Raw genomic sequence first — 14,432 nt, forward strand, 5'->3', positions numbered from 1 at the left:
TCAAGCTCCCGGGGTGCTGGCGGCACCGGGCAGCAGGGCGGCGGCGGGCTCGCTGTACTCGACGCGCACGAGGCCGCCGTCGTCGAACACCAGGGACGTCACGGAGGTCAGCGTGCACTCGCGCTTGCGCGGGTCATGCCACAACGGGCGGCCTTCGGCGCTGAGCCGTGTGGCCCAGATGGGCAGCTGGTGGCTGACGAGGACGGCTTCGGCCCCGTCACCGCCCAGCTCAATCGCCCGGAGGCGGGCATCGTGGACCGCGGCGGTAACCCGCGCTGCCTGCACCTTGTACGGCTCACCCCAGGACGGCCGGAACGGGTTGTACAGCCGGGCCCAGTGCCTGGGCCTGAGCAGTTCGGCCTTGGTGACGTGGAGGCCCTCGAAGTAATTTTCGGCTTCGATGATGCGGGCATCCGTGGCAATCTCGAGACCCAGGGCGTCGGCGATGGGCTTCGCCGTCTCCTGCGCGCGGGTCAGCGGGGAGGCGCCGAGGTGAACGATCCGCGCCCCCTGCGCGGCACGCTCGCTGAAGTGTTCCGCCAGCGTTCGGGCCATCTCCCGGCCCAGCTCGGAGAGGTGGAATTCGGGCAACCTGCCGTACAGGACACCCTCGGGGTTGTGGACCTCGCCGTGGCGGAGCAAATGAACAGTGGCTTGGGGCATGTCTACCAGTTTCTCAAAGATGCTTGTCGATCTGAAATCTTCTACGAAAGGTAGAACTCAAAAGTTTTGAAAGATGTTCCCCGGAGTTGGAATAAAAGATGCAAACGCATGTTTATACTGGGTGAAGCAGTTAGTTGAGAGTTCAACCAATGAGGCTTCAACTGACGATCAGACGAGCAGCCTGACCACCCCGACCCAAGGAGAATCACCATGGCACTTCCCGCAAACGTCACCACCGGCATCTGGACCCTTGACCCCTCGCACAGCGAAATCGGCTTCACGGTCCGCCACGCAGGCATCAGCAAGGTCCGCGGTCAGTTCACCGACGCCGCAGCCACCCTGGATCTGGCCGAGAACGTCACCGACTCCAAGGTCAATGCCTCGATCAAGACCGCAAGCTTCGACTCCGGCGACGCCAACCGCGACGGCCACGTCCGCGGCGAGGACTTCTTCGATGTTGAGACCTTCCCGGAGATCTCCTTTGTCTCCAGCACCATCGTCCCCAAGGGCGACGCCTACGAACTCCAGGGCGACCTGACCATCAAGGGCATCACCCGCCCGGTGGCCCTCGAGACCGAATTCAACGGCGTGGCCGTCGATCCCTTCGGCAACACCCGGGCCGGCCTCAGCGCCGAAACCACCATCAGCCGCAAGGACTTCGGCCTGACCTGGAACGCGGTCCTCGAAGCCGGCGGCGTGCTGGTCAGCGACAAGGTGGCCATCAACCTGGAACTGGCCTTCATCGCTCCCGCAGCATAATCCGCACCATTTAGGGCAGGCCAGCCGACGCCGGCAGCCCGTTCCAGCGCCCCGCATCATCTTCGCGATGAGGCGGGGCGCTGTTGTATGCGCCCATATTTCCCCGCCGGTTTCCGCCAGCGGTTTCCGCCGCTGCGGGACCTGCCAACGGACGCCGGAAGCAGTCCGGAATTCCCTAGATAACGGGGAAACTGCGGTCTACAGTGAGAGCCATGAGCAACGCAGGTGATGTACCGCCGCAGCAGCCGGGTGCCCACCCGCCGCCTTCGGAAGGCGTCCCGGGCGCCGGCCCGCAGCAGCCCCCGGTCAACCCGACGCCCCCTCCCGGATATCAGGCACCACCGCCCGGCTACCAGCCGCCACCCCCGGGCTACCAGGCACCACCGCCCGGCTACCAGCCGCCACCCCCGGGCTACCAGGCTCCGCCGCCCGGCTACCAGCCGCCACCCCCGGGCTACCAAGCTCCGCCGCCCGGCTACCAGCCGCCACCCCCGGGCTACCAAGCTCCGCCGCCCGGCTACCAGGGGCAGCAGGCCGCCAGTGGAAACCGCTTTTCGATGCCCGCCGACCGCCCGAGAAGCTTCGGCGAGGCATTGCCCGCGGGCGGCCTATCCGGCATGTTCAACGTCGCGGTGATGCCTACGGAGCTCAAGATTTCCTACTGGATCTGGCTCATCGGCGGCTTCCTGGGCCTTCTCGGCGGAATAATCGGCCTGTTCGGGTCCTTCGTCCTCATCGCTTTCGCGCCGCCCCTCGGGCTCCTGGTGCTGGTGCTGGTGGTGGTAGCCCTCGCGCTGGCCACCGCCCAGATTATTTTGGCGATGAAGATGAAGGAAGGCCGGGAATGGGCCCGGCTGGCACTGACGATTGTCGCGGGCATCGCCCTGCTGCTGGCAATCATCAGTTCCAGCGTTGCTGAGGGCAGGACCGGCGGAAATCTGCCGGGCTTCATCATCAGCTTGGTGGCAACCGTGCTCATGTGGCTGCCGAACCCGCAGGCCTGGTTCGCCGCACACCGGGGACGGGTATAGGCCTCTCGATTCACCGCCGGTCAGTCTGGCGGTCACGGCGCCCGGGGGGCCCGGGTCCAGGGGCCGCAAGAGGTTTTCGAATACCTCTCCGGAATGATCCGCACGGCGGCCGGCCCGCGGTACGGTGGAGCTAAACCATGCTGGGGGCAGGGAAGGATCACTGGTCCCGGTGGCCGATTCAGTGATTGACACGCAAAGGAACGCTTCATGAGCAACCCTCCAGCCCAGCCTTCACCTCCCAACGGCTCCGAGCCGGGCGGCGAGTCCACTCCGGGCTACGGGCAAAACGCGCCGCAGTACGGGCAAAACGCGCCGCAGTACGGGCAAAACGCGCCGCAGTACGGGCAGCCGACGCCCCCTGCCTACGGGCAGCAGGGTCCGAACGCTCCGCAGTATGGCCAGTCCCCGTACGGCCAGTCCCCCTACGCCCAGTACCCGTCAGGGCAGCCGCAGGGCGCGGGCGGGGTCCCCCAACTGGTCAATACGTCGTTCTGGCTGATCATCGGTGCGGGCGCCTTGTGGGTGATTTCCATGCTGGTGTCCCTGGGAACCTTGGACTCTCCCGAGGTGCGGGACTTGTTCGAAAAGCAGATGGCCGCAAGCGGCACGTCGCTCGATTTCGAGTCCATCAAGGGATTCCTGATCGGCACCATCGTGGTGTTCGCCGTGATCAGCGCCGGGCTGTACGCGCTCGTCGCGTTCAACGTCCGCAAGGGTAAGAACTGGGCCCGCATTCTGGGCACGGTGTTTGCCGCCCTGTCGATCTTCAACATCGTCCCGCTGAGCCTTGCCACCCTCGCGGCGCTTCTCGGCATCGCGGCCATCGTGTTGCTGTATCTCCCCACCACCTCGCCCTATTTCCAGAAGCGGCAGTCCTTTGCCAACCCCTTCGGGCAGCCCGGAGCGCCGTTCGGGAAGTAACGGCCAGGAGAAGTGCCACGGGCGCGGGGCCGGAGGACCTGACTGAGCCTAGTCGGCGTCTTCCGGGTCCTGCGCCCTTTGTGCGTGGTAGGCCAGGATCTGCAGCTCAGTTGCCATGTCGACCTTGCGGAGGTTGACCCCCGGTGGGACCTGCAGCATCACCGGCGCGAAGCTGAGGATGCTCCGGACACCGGCGGCGACCACCCGGTCGCAGACATCCTGGGCAACCGCGGCGGGCAGTGCCAGGACCACCATGTTGGCACCCGTGCGCTGCAATACCGGCTCAAGGTCCGCGGCGTCACTGACCCGGAGCCAGCCGACTTCGCTGCCCACCACCATCTGGTCGGCGTCGAAAATCGCCACGATGTCAAAGCCCCGCGACTCGAATCCGCCATACCGGGCCAGCGCCTTGCCCAGGTTGCCCGCACCAACGATTGCGACCTTCCAGTCGTGCGTCAGCCCGAGTGCCGCTGCGATATGCCGGTTTAGGTACTGGACCTCGTAACCCACCCCCCGGGTTCCGTAGGAGCCGACGTACGAAAGGTCTTTGCGCAGGGTCGAGGAACTGACTCCAGAGGCCTCAGCCAGCGACTCGGACGAGACCCGGTCCACCCCCTCAGCCAGCAGCGTGGTCAGGGCGCGCAGATAAATGGTCAGCCGGGCCACGGCGGCCGGTGGAATCTGTTTGGCGGCAGTCCCGGCTCCCCCGGGAACAGCCTCGGGAGATGAATCCAGCGAAGTCACTATCTGCTCCATTGAGTCGCGTTGTGCTTCCCACTCTAGAGCCCCCGCGCGTCACGCAACAAAGCAGGCGCCCGTCAGGACGGCTGCCCGAGCAACCGCTCCAGGGTCCGCGTCAGGCGGGCCTCGTCGATCTTCCAGAAATCACGCTGGATACCGTTCACCAGCACCACCGGGATCTCCTCGGCGAAGCGTTCGCGCAGCCCGGCGTCGTCATCCACCGACTTCTCCGTCCACGCAATTCCGAGCCCCGCGGCAACCCGGCCGACGGCGGCACGCGCCTCCGCGCACAGGTGACAGTCGGCTTTGGTGATCAGAACGACCTCGGGAAGGGGCGCAGGTGTGGCCATGCCTCCACCGTAGCCCGGCGGCTACCCCGGCGTCGACGCGGCCCATGGCCCGGGAAGCCCGAAGAACGCCCAAGGGCACCGCACGGCAGTCCTGCCGCCGCCTCGCGCACCCTGGGAGTGGCCTGGGGCCGGCCATTGACTAGACTCGTGGCATGCCCGAGGAGAAATACGTCGCTGTGGCCAGCGAGCCTGCTGCACCGACGCAGCACGGCGAGGCCGCTTTCTTCGACGTCGACAACACCCTCATGAAGGGCGCCAGCCTTTTCCACGTGGCGCGCAAGCTGCACCAGCGCGGTGCGTTCACCCTAGCGCAGGCTGCCGGTTTCGCCTGGAAGCAGCTCATGTTCATACTGCGCGGGGAAAACATCGACGACGTCCATGCCGTCCGTGATTCCGCGCTGAAGCTGGCGGCCGGCATCACGGCGAAGGACATCGAAGCCCTCGGCGAAGAGGTCTATGACGAGATGATCGAGTCGCGGATCTGGCCGGGGGCCAAAGCGCTGGCCGAGCAGCACCTCCGGGTGGGGCGCAAAGTCTGGCTCGTCACGGCGACGCCGGTCGAAGTGGCTACCGTCATTGCCAGCCGGCTGGGCCTGACCGGGGCGCTCGGCACTGTGGGCGAGATCCTGGACGGCTCTTACACGGGACAGCTCGTGGGGGAAATCCTCCATGGCCCCGCCAAAGCCGTGGCAGTCCGGCGGATCGCCGAGGACGAGGGCCTGGACCTTGGGCGCTGCTGGGCCTACAGCGATTCACATAACGACATCCCGCTGCTGAGCATGGTCGGCCACCCTGTTGCCATCAATCCCGACTCCAAGCTGCGCCGCTATGCCCGCGAGCACAACTGGCCGGTCTACGATTTCCGCGCCGGCCGGCGCGCCGCCACGTTGGGGTTCAAGGCCGCCACGGTCGGCGGGGCCATCTACGGCCTGTGGCGGGGTTTCTCCCGCTTCCGCGGCCCGGGCCGCTGAGCTCCCCGGGGGCAAAAAAAATGCCCGCCGCCTGAGAGGCAACGGGCATTTCATGCAGTGCGAAGTATGGCTACTTCTTATTGCGGCGCTGGTGGCGCGTCTTGCGAAGCAGCTTGCGGTGCTTCTTCTTGGCCATACGCTTGCGACGCTTCTTAATAACTGAACCCACGAAAGTTCCTTACCGGCTAGATGCAGTACCTGCCTGTTGGGAAGGGTCCGCGGGCTAAGCAGCAGACTAAACAACTGACAGGTTCTTACAATGACGTAAAACGTTCCTTAACAGGGTACCGCCTCTCCGGGGCACCCACGACCGCGGGCCGCCTGCGGGGGCCCGAAGCAACGGTTCGCGCCGGAATTAGCTGCCGCTGCCGGTCAGCCAGTCCCGGCGTGGCCGTCGGTACGGTCGACGACGGCACCCTTGAGGTACTGTTCGACGGCGTTTTCGGGGACGCGGTAGGAGCGGCCGAACCGGACAGCCGGCATCTCCCCCGAATGCACGAGTCGGTACACGGTCATCTTAGATACCCGCATGAGTTCCGCGACTTCGGCCACGGTCAAAAAACGGGCCTTGGAGAAGTTGGCCTCCGTAGACATTTCCCTATTCCTTTGCTCAAGCTCACGGCAGCCCCACTGATGACATGGCGGTGTGCCGATGCTGAGCCATGCAACAACCATGTGATAGCAACTCTAGTTGCTCATGGTGCCAATGTGAAAGGCTTCCGCAGGAATACCCACGCACTTTCCGCAGGAATGCGGAAAGTCTCGCCGGCGGCGGCGCGGTGGGCTCCGCCTCGGGCCGGGCTTCACAATTGGCGCGAGCCAGTCCTCAGGCGCGGGTCCGGCGCGTCCTGGCCGAGGCGGCCAGCTGGCTGAGCACCGACGCCGTCACGTCCCAGTCCATGCACGCATCGGTGACGCTCTGGCCGTAGACCAGCTCGTCCCGGGCAGCTCCGTCCGTGCCCGCGGCGTGGACGTCCAGGTTCTGCGCCCCTCCCACCAGGAAACTCTCAAGCATGACGCCGGCGATCGCCCCCGCCGCAGCTCCGGCGCCTTCGAGCTGGGAACCGATCTCGAGCGCAACCTCGGCCTGGCGGTGGTGGTTCTTGCCGCTGTTGGCGTGGCTGGCATCGACGATCAGCCGGGGGTTCAACTGCCTCGCCGCGAGGTCGGCGGAGGCGGCTTCAACGTCGACTGCGGAGTAGTTCGGCCCCTTGCGTCCGCCGCGGAGGATGACATGGGTGTCCGGGTTGCCGCCCGTCGCCACCAGCGCCGCCCGGCCGGCGTCGTCGATTCCGAGGAACGCCTGGGAAGACGCGGCTGCACTGCACGCGTCGAGTGCTACCTGGAGGCCGCCGTCGGTCCCGTTCTTGAAGCCGATCGGCATCGAGAGCCCGGACGCCAGCTGCCGGTGGATCTGGCTCTCCGTGGTGCGCGCACCGATCGCGCCCCACGCGACGAGGTCCGCGACGTACTGCGGACTGATTGGCTCGAGGAATTCGGTGGCGGCGGGCAGGCCGAGCGCCGTGACCTGGCGCAGGAACGCCCGGGCCGCGCGCAGGCCCGCCGGGATGTCGTGGCTGCCGTCCAGCCGCGGGTCGTTGATCAGGCCCTTCCAGCCCACGGTGGTGCGGGGCTTCTCGAAGTAGGTGCGCATGACAATCAGCAGGTCTTCGCGGTGCTTCTCGGCCTGGCTCACCAGCCGCCGGGCGTATTCGAGGCCGGCCTTGGGGTCGTGGATGGAGCAGGGACCCACGATCACGAGGAGCCGGTCGTCGACGCCGTCCATGATGGCGCGGACCTCGTCCCGGCCGCGCCCCACGACCTCGGCCATGCGGGCTTCCAGCGGCATTTCCGCCATCATCTCCCGTGGGGTCGGCAGCGGCGTGAACTCGCTGACGCGCAGGTTCGAGGTGGGGTGCTGGGTGTCGGCGGCTGCTTCGATGCTCATGTTCGGGTCCTGTTCCGGGTGCGGAGCGGGCCCTGATCAGAACCCGCCGGAGAAATGGCGAAGGGCAGAGAATGATCTCTGCCCTGTTGGCTCTGAAGGAAAGTTGGATGCGTGTCAGTTAGACGCGGGCCCCTCCAGAGCCAACGAAAAATACGCATACCAACGGTTAGTCATAGCCACGACCATAGCCCCGGGCCGCGCCGGGGGCAAACATCCTGCGTAACATTTCACCGGCGCCCGGCCGGGGGTCGTCCCGCACCGCGGGAGAGGGACGGCAGCCCGCCTCCCCCTGTCCCGGTTGGCCGACGGGGCGCCGCGTGCCGGGGCTCCAAAAACTGACCGCTAGAGTGTTCTGGAGCACACGCCGATCTTGCAGAACCGGAGGCACCAATGACGCAGACCGTCCCGCCCGGCAACCCCGAGGCACCGACCACTCCCGCGGCCACAGCCCCGGCGCCCGGGACCCCGGCATCCGGGCAAGGCACCGGATCGGGCGCCAGCGGGCTCCCCGCCGCGTTGAAGCGCCGCGCGCCCCGGTACGCCGACCTCGCGCCGCTCATGCAGTTCAAGAAGCCGGAGTTCAGCCGGGCCGCCAGGCTGCGGCGTGCCAGCACCATCTGGGACCTCCGCGACATGGCCAAGCGCCGCACGCCCCAGGCACCTTTCGACTACACCGACGGAGCCGCCGAGGCCGAGATTACCCTCCGCCGGGCCCGCCAGGCCTTCCTGGACATCGAGTTCCGCCCCGGCATCCTGCGTAATGTCTCCAGCATCGACCTCAGCACCGACATTCTCGGCAAGCCGTCCCGCCTGCCGGTGGGCATTGCGCCCACCGGATTCACCCGCATGATGCAGTCCGAAGGCGAATATGCCGGATCCCAGGCCGCAGAGGCCGCCGGCATTCCATACACCCTCTCCACGATGGGGACGGCGTCCATCGAGGATGTAGCCGCGGCGGCGCCGGCTGGCCGCAACTGGTTCCAGCTCTACCTCTGGACCGACCGGGACCGGTCGCTGGAACTGATCCAACGAGCCGCCCAAGCGGGCAACGACACCCTCATGGTCACGGTGGACACCGCCGTCGCTGGTGCGCGGCTCCGTGATGTCCGCAACGGCATGACCATCCCGCCCGCCCTGACGCTCAAGACCGTCGTGGATGCGTCCTACCGGCCCGCCTGGTGGTTCAACTTCCTGACCCACGAGCCGCTGACCTTCGCGTCCCTGTCCCGGTACACGGGCACGGTTGCGGACCTCATCAACTCCATGTTTGATCCCACCCTGACTTTCGAGGACCTCGACTGGCTGCGTGAGACCTGGAAGGGCAAACTCGTGGTCAAGGGCATCCAGACTGTCGAGGACGCCCGCAAGGTGGTGGACCACGGCGCGGACGGGATCGTGCTGTCCAACCACGGCGGACGCCAGCTCGACCGCGCCCCCATCCCCTTCCACCTGCTCCCCGACGTCTCCGCCGCGCTAAAGGCGGACGGCAGCGACGCGGCGGTCATCCTGGACACCGGCATCATGAGCGGCGCTGATATCGTCGCCGCCCTCGCCCTGGGCGCCGACTTCACGCTGATCGGCCGGGCCTACCTGTACGGTCTCATGGCCGGCGGCCGGGCCGGCGTCGACCGGGCGCTCCAGATCCTGGAGAAGGACATGCAGCGCACCATGGCCCTGCTGGGCGTCGGCCGGGTCGCGGACCTCACCCCGGACCATGTGCGGCTCCTCCGGAGCTAGCCTGTTCCTGCCCGCGTAACTCACGCCCAACTCGCAGCAGGGGCTGTTCTGGTCGCCCAGGACGGCCCTGCTGCTGGTTGGTTGGGTTATTTCCTGCGGCCGAACTTCGGCAGGTTGGCGAGGAGGTCAGCGGCCTTAGTGGCAGCGCGGCCCACGGTCCGCCCGATCTGCTGGGGCATTTTGTCCTCGCCCGCAGTTCCCACCGGGATAACGACGGCGGGACTCAGGGGGCTGCCGGCGGGGCGCGCCGCCAGCGCGGCGGCGGGCTGGGCGGCTGGCTGTGCCGTGGCGGGCTGGGTGGCCGGCTGTGCCGTGGCGGCCTGGGCTGTAGCGGCCTGGGCTGTGGCGGTTGGCGCCGCGGGCTTTGGGCTGGCCGCCGCGGCCAACCCGCCCGGAACAGTTGCGCTGCCGGGCTCCGCCTGGACGGCCGGCGCGGGGCCCGCTGCCGCGCCCGGGACGCCGTCGAACGACTGAAGCCAGCTGGCGATGCCGGCGAGGGGCTTGGGGTTGAGCGCGTAGTAGCGCTTTTGGCCCTGGGCGCGCATGCTCACCAGATCCGCTTCCCGGAGGACTTTCAGGTGTTTGGAAATGGTGGGCTGGCTCGCCTCAAGCTCCTGGACCAGTTCCCCCACAGCCTTGTCCCCCTTGCGGAGGGCCACCAGGATGTCGCGCCTGGTTGCCTCAGCAATGACGGCAAATACGTCGTCTGTCACCATGCCCTCCACACTAGCGACATATACGCCAGATGGCATCCACCAATTGCCGGGCCAGTTCGCCGCCTCATATTTGGACCCGTGCTAGTCGAACCAGGGATCCAGCCCGTGCAGGGGAAACACCTCTTTGCGGGTGGCCATGATGGCCCGGTCCACGGCGTCGTTGGGATCAAAACCCACCTCCCAGGACCGCCACCAGAGGTCGACGTCGTCACCCATCGCTTCGGGGGGCTCCACGCCGTACTTGGCCCCGTACTTGTCCCTGACGTAGCTGCGCCAGTCCTCGGGGACCGGCGTGCGCAGGGGCACGGGACGGCCGGCGGCGATGGCAATGAGATGGCTCCAAGACCGCGGCACCACGCTGACTACGCTGTAGCCACCGCCCCCGGTGGAAACCCACCGGTTGTCGCAGTAACGAGCGGCGAGATTTCCGATGGCGACTGCGGCCTCACGCTGGCCGTCCACGCTGACGTTCAGGTGGGTCAGCGGGTCATGACGGTGCGAGTCGCACCCGTGCTGGCTGACGATAATTTCCGGTTCATACGCGCCAATGAGCTGTGGCACGACGGCGTGGAAGGCCCGGAGCCAGCCCGCGTCGGCGGTGCCTGCCGGCAGCGCGACGTTCACGGCGCTGCCCTGTGCTTCGGGGCCGCCGATCTCATTGGCGAATCCAGTGCCCGGGAAGAGCGTCAGCCCGGACTCGTGTAGCGAAATGGTCAGGACCCGCGGATCGTCCCAGAAGATGCTTTGGGTGCCGTCGCCATGGTGCGCGTCGATGTCCACGTAGGCGACGCGCCGGACACCGCCGTCGAGCAGCCGCTGGATGGCCAGGGCGGCGTCGTTGTAAACACAAAAACCGCTCGCGCGCTCCCGCGAGGCGTGATGCATTCCACCACCGAAGTTCACTGCCCGCACGGCGCTGCCGTCCAGAATGGCAGCGGCCGCCAGCAAGGATCCCCCGGCCAGCCGGGCGCTGGCCTCGTGCATTCCGGCAAAGGCCGGGTCGTCCTCAGTTCCGAGGCCCCGGGCTTCATCAGGCGTGTCCGGATTTTCGCTCACGCGCCGCACGGCGGCGACAAACTCCGCGCTGTGGACCGTGCGCAGCTCCTCGTCGCTGGCGACCTCCGGGGCCGCCACCGTCACGTGGTCCAGATCCAGCAGGCCAAGGCTGCCCGCCAGCCTCGCCGTCAGCTCCATGCGCTCCGGCGCCATCGGGTGGCCGCTGCCAAAGTTGTACGCGGTCATGGCAGGAGCCCACACCACCGTCGTCGGCAGCGCGGTCTGAGCGAGTCCCGGCAGGAATGTCATCAATGACAGGCTACCCGAGGCGCCCCCGGCTTCTTCCACGCGCAGGTGGGACCGCGGCCATGGCACGGCGTTTAGTGGTTTACTACTGAGGGAAGCAGTTTCAACCGAGGAAAAACATGACGCAAAGCCAGTCGCGGTCCACGAGCGCGGCCAACTGGCAGCCAGGCATGCCGGAGCGGGACGGCCTGTGGATCTTCACACGCCTGCGCGACTTCATTGACGGCATCGCCAACAGCTCGCCGGCCCGCCTGGCGCTCACGGCCTTCGCCGTCGTGATCCTGGTCTTCACCGCTTTGTTGTCGTTGCCCGTGGCCTCCGCGACTGGACAGCCCACCCCCCTGCACGAGGCCCTCTTCACGGCGGCGTCCGCCGTGTGCGTCACGGGTCTGACGGTGGTCTCCACGGCCGTGCACTGGTCCTTCTTCGGCCAGCTCGTGATCCTGGTGGGCATCTTCGTCGGCGGCCTGGGTACTCTGACGCTCGCGTCGCTGCTGGCCCTCATGGTCAGCAAAAGGCTCGGCGTCCGCGGCAAGCTGATCGCCCAGGAGGCCATGAACGCCGGCCGGCTCGGCGAAGTCGGTACCCTGCTGCGGATCGTGATCGTCACCTCCGTGGTGATCGAGGCTGCCCTGGCGCTGGTTCTCATCCCCCGGTTCCTGGTCCTCGGCGAGAGTTTCCCGCAGGCCGTATGGCACGGAGTCTTCTACTCAATTTCGTCGTTCAACAACGCCGGTTTCACACCGCATTCGGACGGCATCGTCCCGTACGAGACCGATCTGTGGATCCTCGTCCCGCTTATGCTCGGCGTGTTCCTGGGCAGCCTGGGCTTCCCGGTGGTCATGGTGCTGCAGCAGAACGGGCTGCGGTGGAAGAAATGGAACCTGCACACCAAGCTGACCATCCAGGTGTCCTTCATTCTCCTGGTCGCGGGGACCGTGCTCTGGGGGTTCCTGGAGTGGGACAACGTGCGGACCATAGGGGGCATGGACCTCGGCGATAAGATCACTCACTCGCTGTTTGCCTCCGTCATGCTGCGTTCCGGCGGCTTCAACCTGGTCGATCAAAACCAGATGGAATCCAGCACCATGCTGCTCTCCGATGCCCTCATGTTCGCCGGCGGCGGCTCGGCATCCACGGCCGGCGGCATCAAGGTCACCACCATCGCCGTGATGTTCCTGGCGATCACCGCCGAGGCCCGCGGCGACGCCGACGTGAAGATTTACGGCCGGACCATCCCGGAAGGCACCATGCGCGTGGCCATTTCGGTGATCGTCGCCGGCGCGACGCTCGTCTCGGTCTCGGCCCTCCTGCTCCTGAACATCAGCGGCGCCTCCCTGGACCGGGTCCTGTTTGAAACCATTTCCGCCTTCGCCACGGTTGGCCTGAGCACCAATCTCAGTGGCGAACTGCCGCCGTCGGGGGTTTACGTCCTGGCCGCGCTCATGTTTGCCGGGCGCGTCGGGACAGTCACCCTTGCCGCCGGGCTGGCCCTGCGCCAGCGCAGCCAGCTGTACCACTACCCGGAAGAGAGACCGATCATTGGCTAGTTCCTCAGGCGCCGTCAACCGCCCCGCCCACAACGCACCGGTGCTGGTGATCGGGCTGGGCCGCTTCGGTGCATCCACCGCAGAGCAGCTGGTCAAGCAGGGCCGGGAGGTGCTCGCTATTGAACGCGACCGCACCTTGGTCCAGAAGTGGGCGAGCGTCCTGACGCACGTCGTGGAAGCGGATGCCACCAACATCGATGCGCTCCGCCAGCTCGGCGCCCAGGAATTCAGTTCCGCCGTCGTGGGGGTGGGGACCTCGATCGAATCCTCGGTGCTGATCACCGTGAACCTCGTCGACCTCGGCATCGAACACCTCTGGGTCAAGGCGATCACGCCCTCGCACGGCAAGATCCTGACCCGGATTGGCGCCAACCACGTCATCTACCCGGAGGCTGATGCCGGCGTCCGGGCCGCGCACCTGGTCTCCGGCCGCATGCTGGACTTCATTGAATTCGACGACGACTTCGCGATCGTCAAAATGTACCCGCCGCGCGAAACCGTGGGCTTCACCCTCGACGAGTCCAAGGTCCGGTCCAAGTACGGCGTCACAATCGTTGGCGTGAAGTCCCCGGGCGAGGACTTCACGTATGCGCGGCCGGAAACCAAGGTCTCCTCGCGGGACATGCTCATTGTTTCGGGCCACGTCGACCTGCTGGAACGGTTCGCCGCACGCCCCTAGCTGCAACGCGGCCACGCTGACGCCGGGCCAGGGGCCCGGCGCCTGTGATGCCGCTGGCGCCGGTCCGCCCGGCCAGGCCCTGTCAGGGCGGCCGGGTCAGGCGAGCTGTCCGGTGATTTCCGCCGCGCGGGCGGCGGCCGCGCGGGCGGCGTCGGCGATGATGGCCGGCATGCCCCGCTCATCGAACGTGGCGATGGCCCTTTCGGTGGTGCCGTTCGGACTGGTGACCGCCTTGCGCAACGCTCCGGGCTCCGCGCCGGGCTCGGCCAGCATGAAGCCCGCACCCGCGACGGTTTCCCGGGCCAGCAGCAGCGACAGGTCAGGGTCCAGTCCCAGCTCCACCCCGGCCGCCGCCATGGCCTCAGCCAGATAGAAGGCATAGGCCGGGCCCGAGCCGCTGATCGCGGAGAGTGCGTCCACCTGCTCTTCGGGAATCTCCACCACCGTTCCGGCGGACGCGAGAATGTCCTTCGCGCGCTGGAGCTGCTCCGGGGAGCAGTTCGTCCCGGGCGAGACGGAGACGACGCCGCGGCCCAGCTTGGCGGGCGTGTTGGGCATGGTCCGGATGACAGGCTGGCCGGACGGCAGCGCTGCCTCCAGCTGCTGCAGCGATACGGCAGCAGCAACGCTGATGACGATCGTCTGCGGCGAGAGTGCATCGCCAATTTCCCTTGCCAGGTCCGCGATGCCCACCGGCTTGACGCCGAGGATCACGACGCCGGAGCCGGTGGCGGCCTCCTTGTTGTTCTCGGGCTCTTCTTCGCCGGCGATGGCGGTGATCCCGTGGTAGCGTTCGGCGAGTTCGGCGGCGCGCTCGGCCCGGCGGACCGTGGCGACGATGTCGGCCGGGTCGACGCCGCCGTCGATCAGCCCGCCCATGATTGCCTCGTTCATTGACCCACAGCCCAGGAATGCGATTCGGTTGCTCATGTCCCCATCATTGCAGTCCGGTGCGATTCCCAGCCAGCTCACACCTTGGCCGCAGTCATTGCACAACTTCGGGCCCTAGCGTTGTACCTACCTCATTGAGGGTGCGAGTGATGCAGCAGGCATGCGGATGCCTG

General features: G+C 67.1%; 16 protein-coding genes. 7 read left to right on the forward strand and 9 right to left on the reverse strand.

Going from position 1 to position 14,432, the window contains the following annotated elements; all coding sequences use genetic code 11:
• Positions 1–663 (reverse strand): histidine phosphatase family protein, encoded by a 663-nt coding sequence (locus ACFVVK_RS07335; protein ID WP_390265476.1) that lies wholly within the window; start codon positions 661–663, stop codon positions 1–3.
• Positions 664–873: 210 nt separating this feature from the next.
• On the opposite strand from ACFVVK_RS07335, the gene ACFVVK_RS07340 reads away from it, so the two are divergent.
• The 3 genes from ACFVVK_RS07340 to ACFVVK_RS07350 all read left to right on the forward strand — a co-directional run bounded on the left by ACFVVK_RS07340 (position 874) and on the right by ACFVVK_RS07350 (position 3,374).
• Positions 874–1,422 carry a YceI family protein gene (locus ACFVVK_RS07340; protein ID WP_390265478.1) on the forward strand — a complete coding sequence of 183 codons (549 nt, stop codon included), beginning with the start codon at positions 874–876 and terminating at the stop codon, positions 1,420–1,422.
• Positions 1,423–1,634: 212 nt separating this feature from the next.
• Positions 1,635–2,453: a hypothetical protein gene (locus ACFVVK_RS07345; RefSeq protein WP_390265480.1), complete on the forward strand. Its 819-nt coding sequence runs from the start codon at positions 1,635–1,637 to the stop codon at positions 2,451–2,453.
• A 207-nt stretch (positions 2,454–2,660) separates the two neighbouring features.
• Complete coding sequence (locus ACFVVK_RS07350; RefSeq protein WP_390265482.1) at positions 2,661–3,374, forward strand: hypothetical protein; 714 nt, start codon at positions 2,661–2,663, stop codon at positions 3,372–3,374.
• A gap of 48 nt (positions 3,375–3,422) precedes the next feature.
• On the opposite strand, the gene ACFVVK_RS07355 is transcribed toward ACFVVK_RS07350, so the two are convergent.
• Both ACFVVK_RS07355 and ACFVVK_RS07360 read right to left on the reverse strand, forming a co-directional pair.
• Complete coding sequence (locus ACFVVK_RS07355) at positions 3,423–4,118, reverse strand: redox-sensing transcriptional repressor Rex (protein ID WP_390265484.1); 696 nt, start codon at positions 4,116–4,118, stop codon at positions 3,423–3,425.
• Positions 4,119–4,192: 74 nt separating this feature from the next.
• The gene (locus ACFVVK_RS07360; protein ID WP_390265486.1) at positions 4,193–4,465 is read right to left on the reverse strand and encodes a glutaredoxin family protein; all 273 of its coding nucleotides are present in this window, start codon (positions 4,463–4,465) and stop codon (positions 4,193–4,195) included.
• A 152-nt stretch (positions 4,466–4,617) separates the two neighbouring features.
• Here ACFVVK_RS07360 and ACFVVK_RS07365 point away from each other — a divergent pair, with 152 nt between their 5' ends.
• Positions 4,618–5,436 carry an HAD family phosphatase gene (locus tag ACFVVK_RS07365; protein WP_090951574.1) on the forward strand — a complete coding sequence of 273 codons (819 nt, stop codon included), beginning with the start codon at positions 4,618–4,620 and terminating at the stop codon, positions 5,434–5,436.
• 70 nt (positions 5,437–5,506) lie between these two features.
• Here ACFVVK_RS07365 and ACFVVK_RS07370 read toward each other — a convergent pair whose 3' ends face one another.
• The 3 genes from ACFVVK_RS07370 to ACFVVK_RS07380 form a co-directional block, all read right to left on the reverse strand.
• Complete coding sequence (locus ACFVVK_RS07370) at positions 5,507–5,605, reverse strand: 30S ribosomal protein bS22 (RefSeq protein WP_003792170.1); 99 nt, start codon at positions 5,603–5,605, stop codon at positions 5,507–5,509.
• 203 nt (positions 5,606–5,808) lie between these two features.
• Positions 5,809–6,030, reverse strand: coding sequence for a helix-turn-helix domain-containing protein (locus tag ACFVVK_RS07375; RefSeq protein ID WP_090951577.1), 222 nt, complete (start codon positions 6,028–6,030; stop codon positions 5,809–5,811).
• 232 nt (positions 6,031–6,262) lie between these two features.
• Positions 6,263–7,384, reverse strand: coding sequence for a 3-deoxy-7-phosphoheptulonate synthase (locus ACFVVK_RS07380; RefSeq protein WP_390265489.1), 1,122 nt, complete (start codon positions 7,382–7,384; stop codon positions 6,263–6,265).
• 390 nt (positions 7,385–7,774) lie between these two features.
• On the opposite strand from ACFVVK_RS07380, the gene ACFVVK_RS07385 reads away from it, so the two are divergent.
• A complete protein-coding gene (locus tag ACFVVK_RS07385; RefSeq protein ID WP_390265491.1) occupies positions 7,775–9,121 on the forward strand; it encodes an alpha-hydroxy-acid oxidizing protein in 1,347 nt (448 codons plus the stop codon).
• Between the two features lie 86 nt (positions 9,122–9,207).
• Here the strand turns inward: ACFVVK_RS07385 and ACFVVK_RS07390 are convergent, their stop codons facing one another.
• Both ACFVVK_RS07390 and ACFVVK_RS07395 read right to left on the reverse strand, forming a co-directional pair.
• On the reverse strand, positions 9,208–9,837 hold the full coding sequence (locus ACFVVK_RS07390; protein ID WP_390265493.1) for an ArsR/SmtB family transcription factor: 630 nt from the start codon (positions 9,835–9,837) through the stop codon (positions 9,208–9,210).
• An 81-nt stretch (positions 9,838–9,918) separates the two neighbouring features.
• A complete protein-coding gene (locus ACFVVK_RS07395) occupies positions 9,919–11,142 on the reverse strand; it encodes an acetoin utilization protein AcuC (RefSeq protein WP_390265495.1) in 1,224 nt (407 codons plus the stop codon).
• 116 nt (positions 11,143–11,258) lie between these two features.
• Here ACFVVK_RS07395 and ACFVVK_RS07400 point away from each other — a divergent pair, with 116 nt between their 5' ends.
• Together ACFVVK_RS07400 and ACFVVK_RS07405 are read left to right on the forward strand one after the other, a co-directional pair.
• Positions 11,259–12,689: a TrkH family potassium uptake protein gene (locus ACFVVK_RS07400; RefSeq protein ID WP_390265497.1), complete on the forward strand. Its 1,431-nt coding sequence runs from the start codon at positions 11,259–11,261 to the stop codon at positions 12,687–12,689.
• A gap of 40 nt (positions 12,690–12,729) precedes the next feature.
• Positions 12,730–13,368 (forward strand): TrkA family potassium uptake protein, encoded by a 639-nt coding sequence (locus ACFVVK_RS07405; protein ID WP_026266712.1) that lies wholly within the window; start codon positions 12,730–12,732, stop codon positions 13,366–13,368.
• Positions 13,369–13,464: 96 nt separating this feature from the next.
• Here ACFVVK_RS07405 and proC read toward each other — a convergent pair whose 3' ends face one another.
• Positions 13,465–14,298: a pyrroline-5-carboxylate reductase gene (proC, locus tag ACFVVK_RS07410; RefSeq protein ID WP_390265499.1), complete on the reverse strand. Its 834-nt coding sequence runs from the start codon at positions 14,296–14,298 to the stop codon at positions 13,465–13,467.
• Between the last annotated feature and the right edge of the window lie 134 nt (positions 14,299–14,432).

The organism is Arthrobacter sp. NPDC058192, from assembly GCF_042883665.1.
Taxonomy (GTDB): Bacteria; Actinomycetota; Actinomycetes; order Actinomycetales; family Micrococcaceae; genus Arthrobacter.

Bases quoted from the DNA above. Each gene is read 5' to 3' on its own strand.
- ACFVVK_RS07380 (WP_390265489.1), bottom strand. From the start codon at position 7,384: ATGAGCATCGAAGCAGCCGCCGACACCCAGCACCCCACCTCGAACCTG.
- ACFVVK_RS07335 (WP_390265476.1), bottom strand. From the start codon at position 663: ATGCCCCAAGCCACTGTTCATTTGCTCCGCCACGGCGAGGTCCACAAC.
- ACFVVK_RS07400 (WP_390265497.1), top strand. From the start codon at position 11,259: ATGACGCAAAGCCAGTCGCGGTCCACGAGCGCGGCCAACTGGCAGCCA.
- ACFVVK_RS07395 (WP_390265495.1), bottom strand. From the start codon at position 11,142: ATGACATTCCTGCCGGGACTCGCTCAGACCGCGCTGCCGACGACGGTG.
- ACFVVK_RS07340 (WP_390265478.1), top strand. From the start codon at position 874: ATGGCACTTCCCGCAAACGTCACCACCGGCATCTGGACCCTTGACCCC.
- ACFVVK_RS07390 (WP_390265493.1), bottom strand. From the start codon at position 9,837: ATGGTGACAGACGACGTATTTGCCGTCATTGCTGAGGCAACCAGGCGC.
- ACFVVK_RS07350 (WP_390265482.1), top strand. From the start codon at position 2,661: ATGAGCAACCCTCCAGCCCAGCCTTCACCTCCCAACGGCTCCGAGCCG.
- ACFVVK_RS07360 (WP_390265486.1), bottom strand. From the start codon at position 4,465: ATGGCCACACCTGCGCCCCTTCCCGAGGTCGTTCTGATCACCAAAGCC.
- proC (WP_390265499.1), bottom strand. From the start codon at position 14,298: ATGAGCAACCGAATCGCATTCCTGGGCTGTGGGTCAATGAACGAGGCA.
- ACFVVK_RS07385 (WP_390265491.1), top strand. From the start codon at position 7,775: ATGACGCAGACCGTCCCGCCCGGCAACCCCGAGGCACCGACCACTCCC.
- ACFVVK_RS07365 (WP_090951574.1), top strand. From the start codon at position 4,618: ATGCCCGAGGAGAAATACGTCGCTGTGGCCAGCGAGCCTGCTGCACCG.
- ACFVVK_RS07345 (WP_390265480.1), top strand. From the start codon at position 1,635: ATGAGCAACGCAGGTGATGTACCGCCGCAGCAGCCGGGTGCCCACCCG.
- ACFVVK_RS07375 (WP_090951577.1), bottom strand. From the start codon at position 6,030: ATGTCTACGGAGGCCAACTTCTCCAAGGCCCGTTTTTTGACCGTGGCC.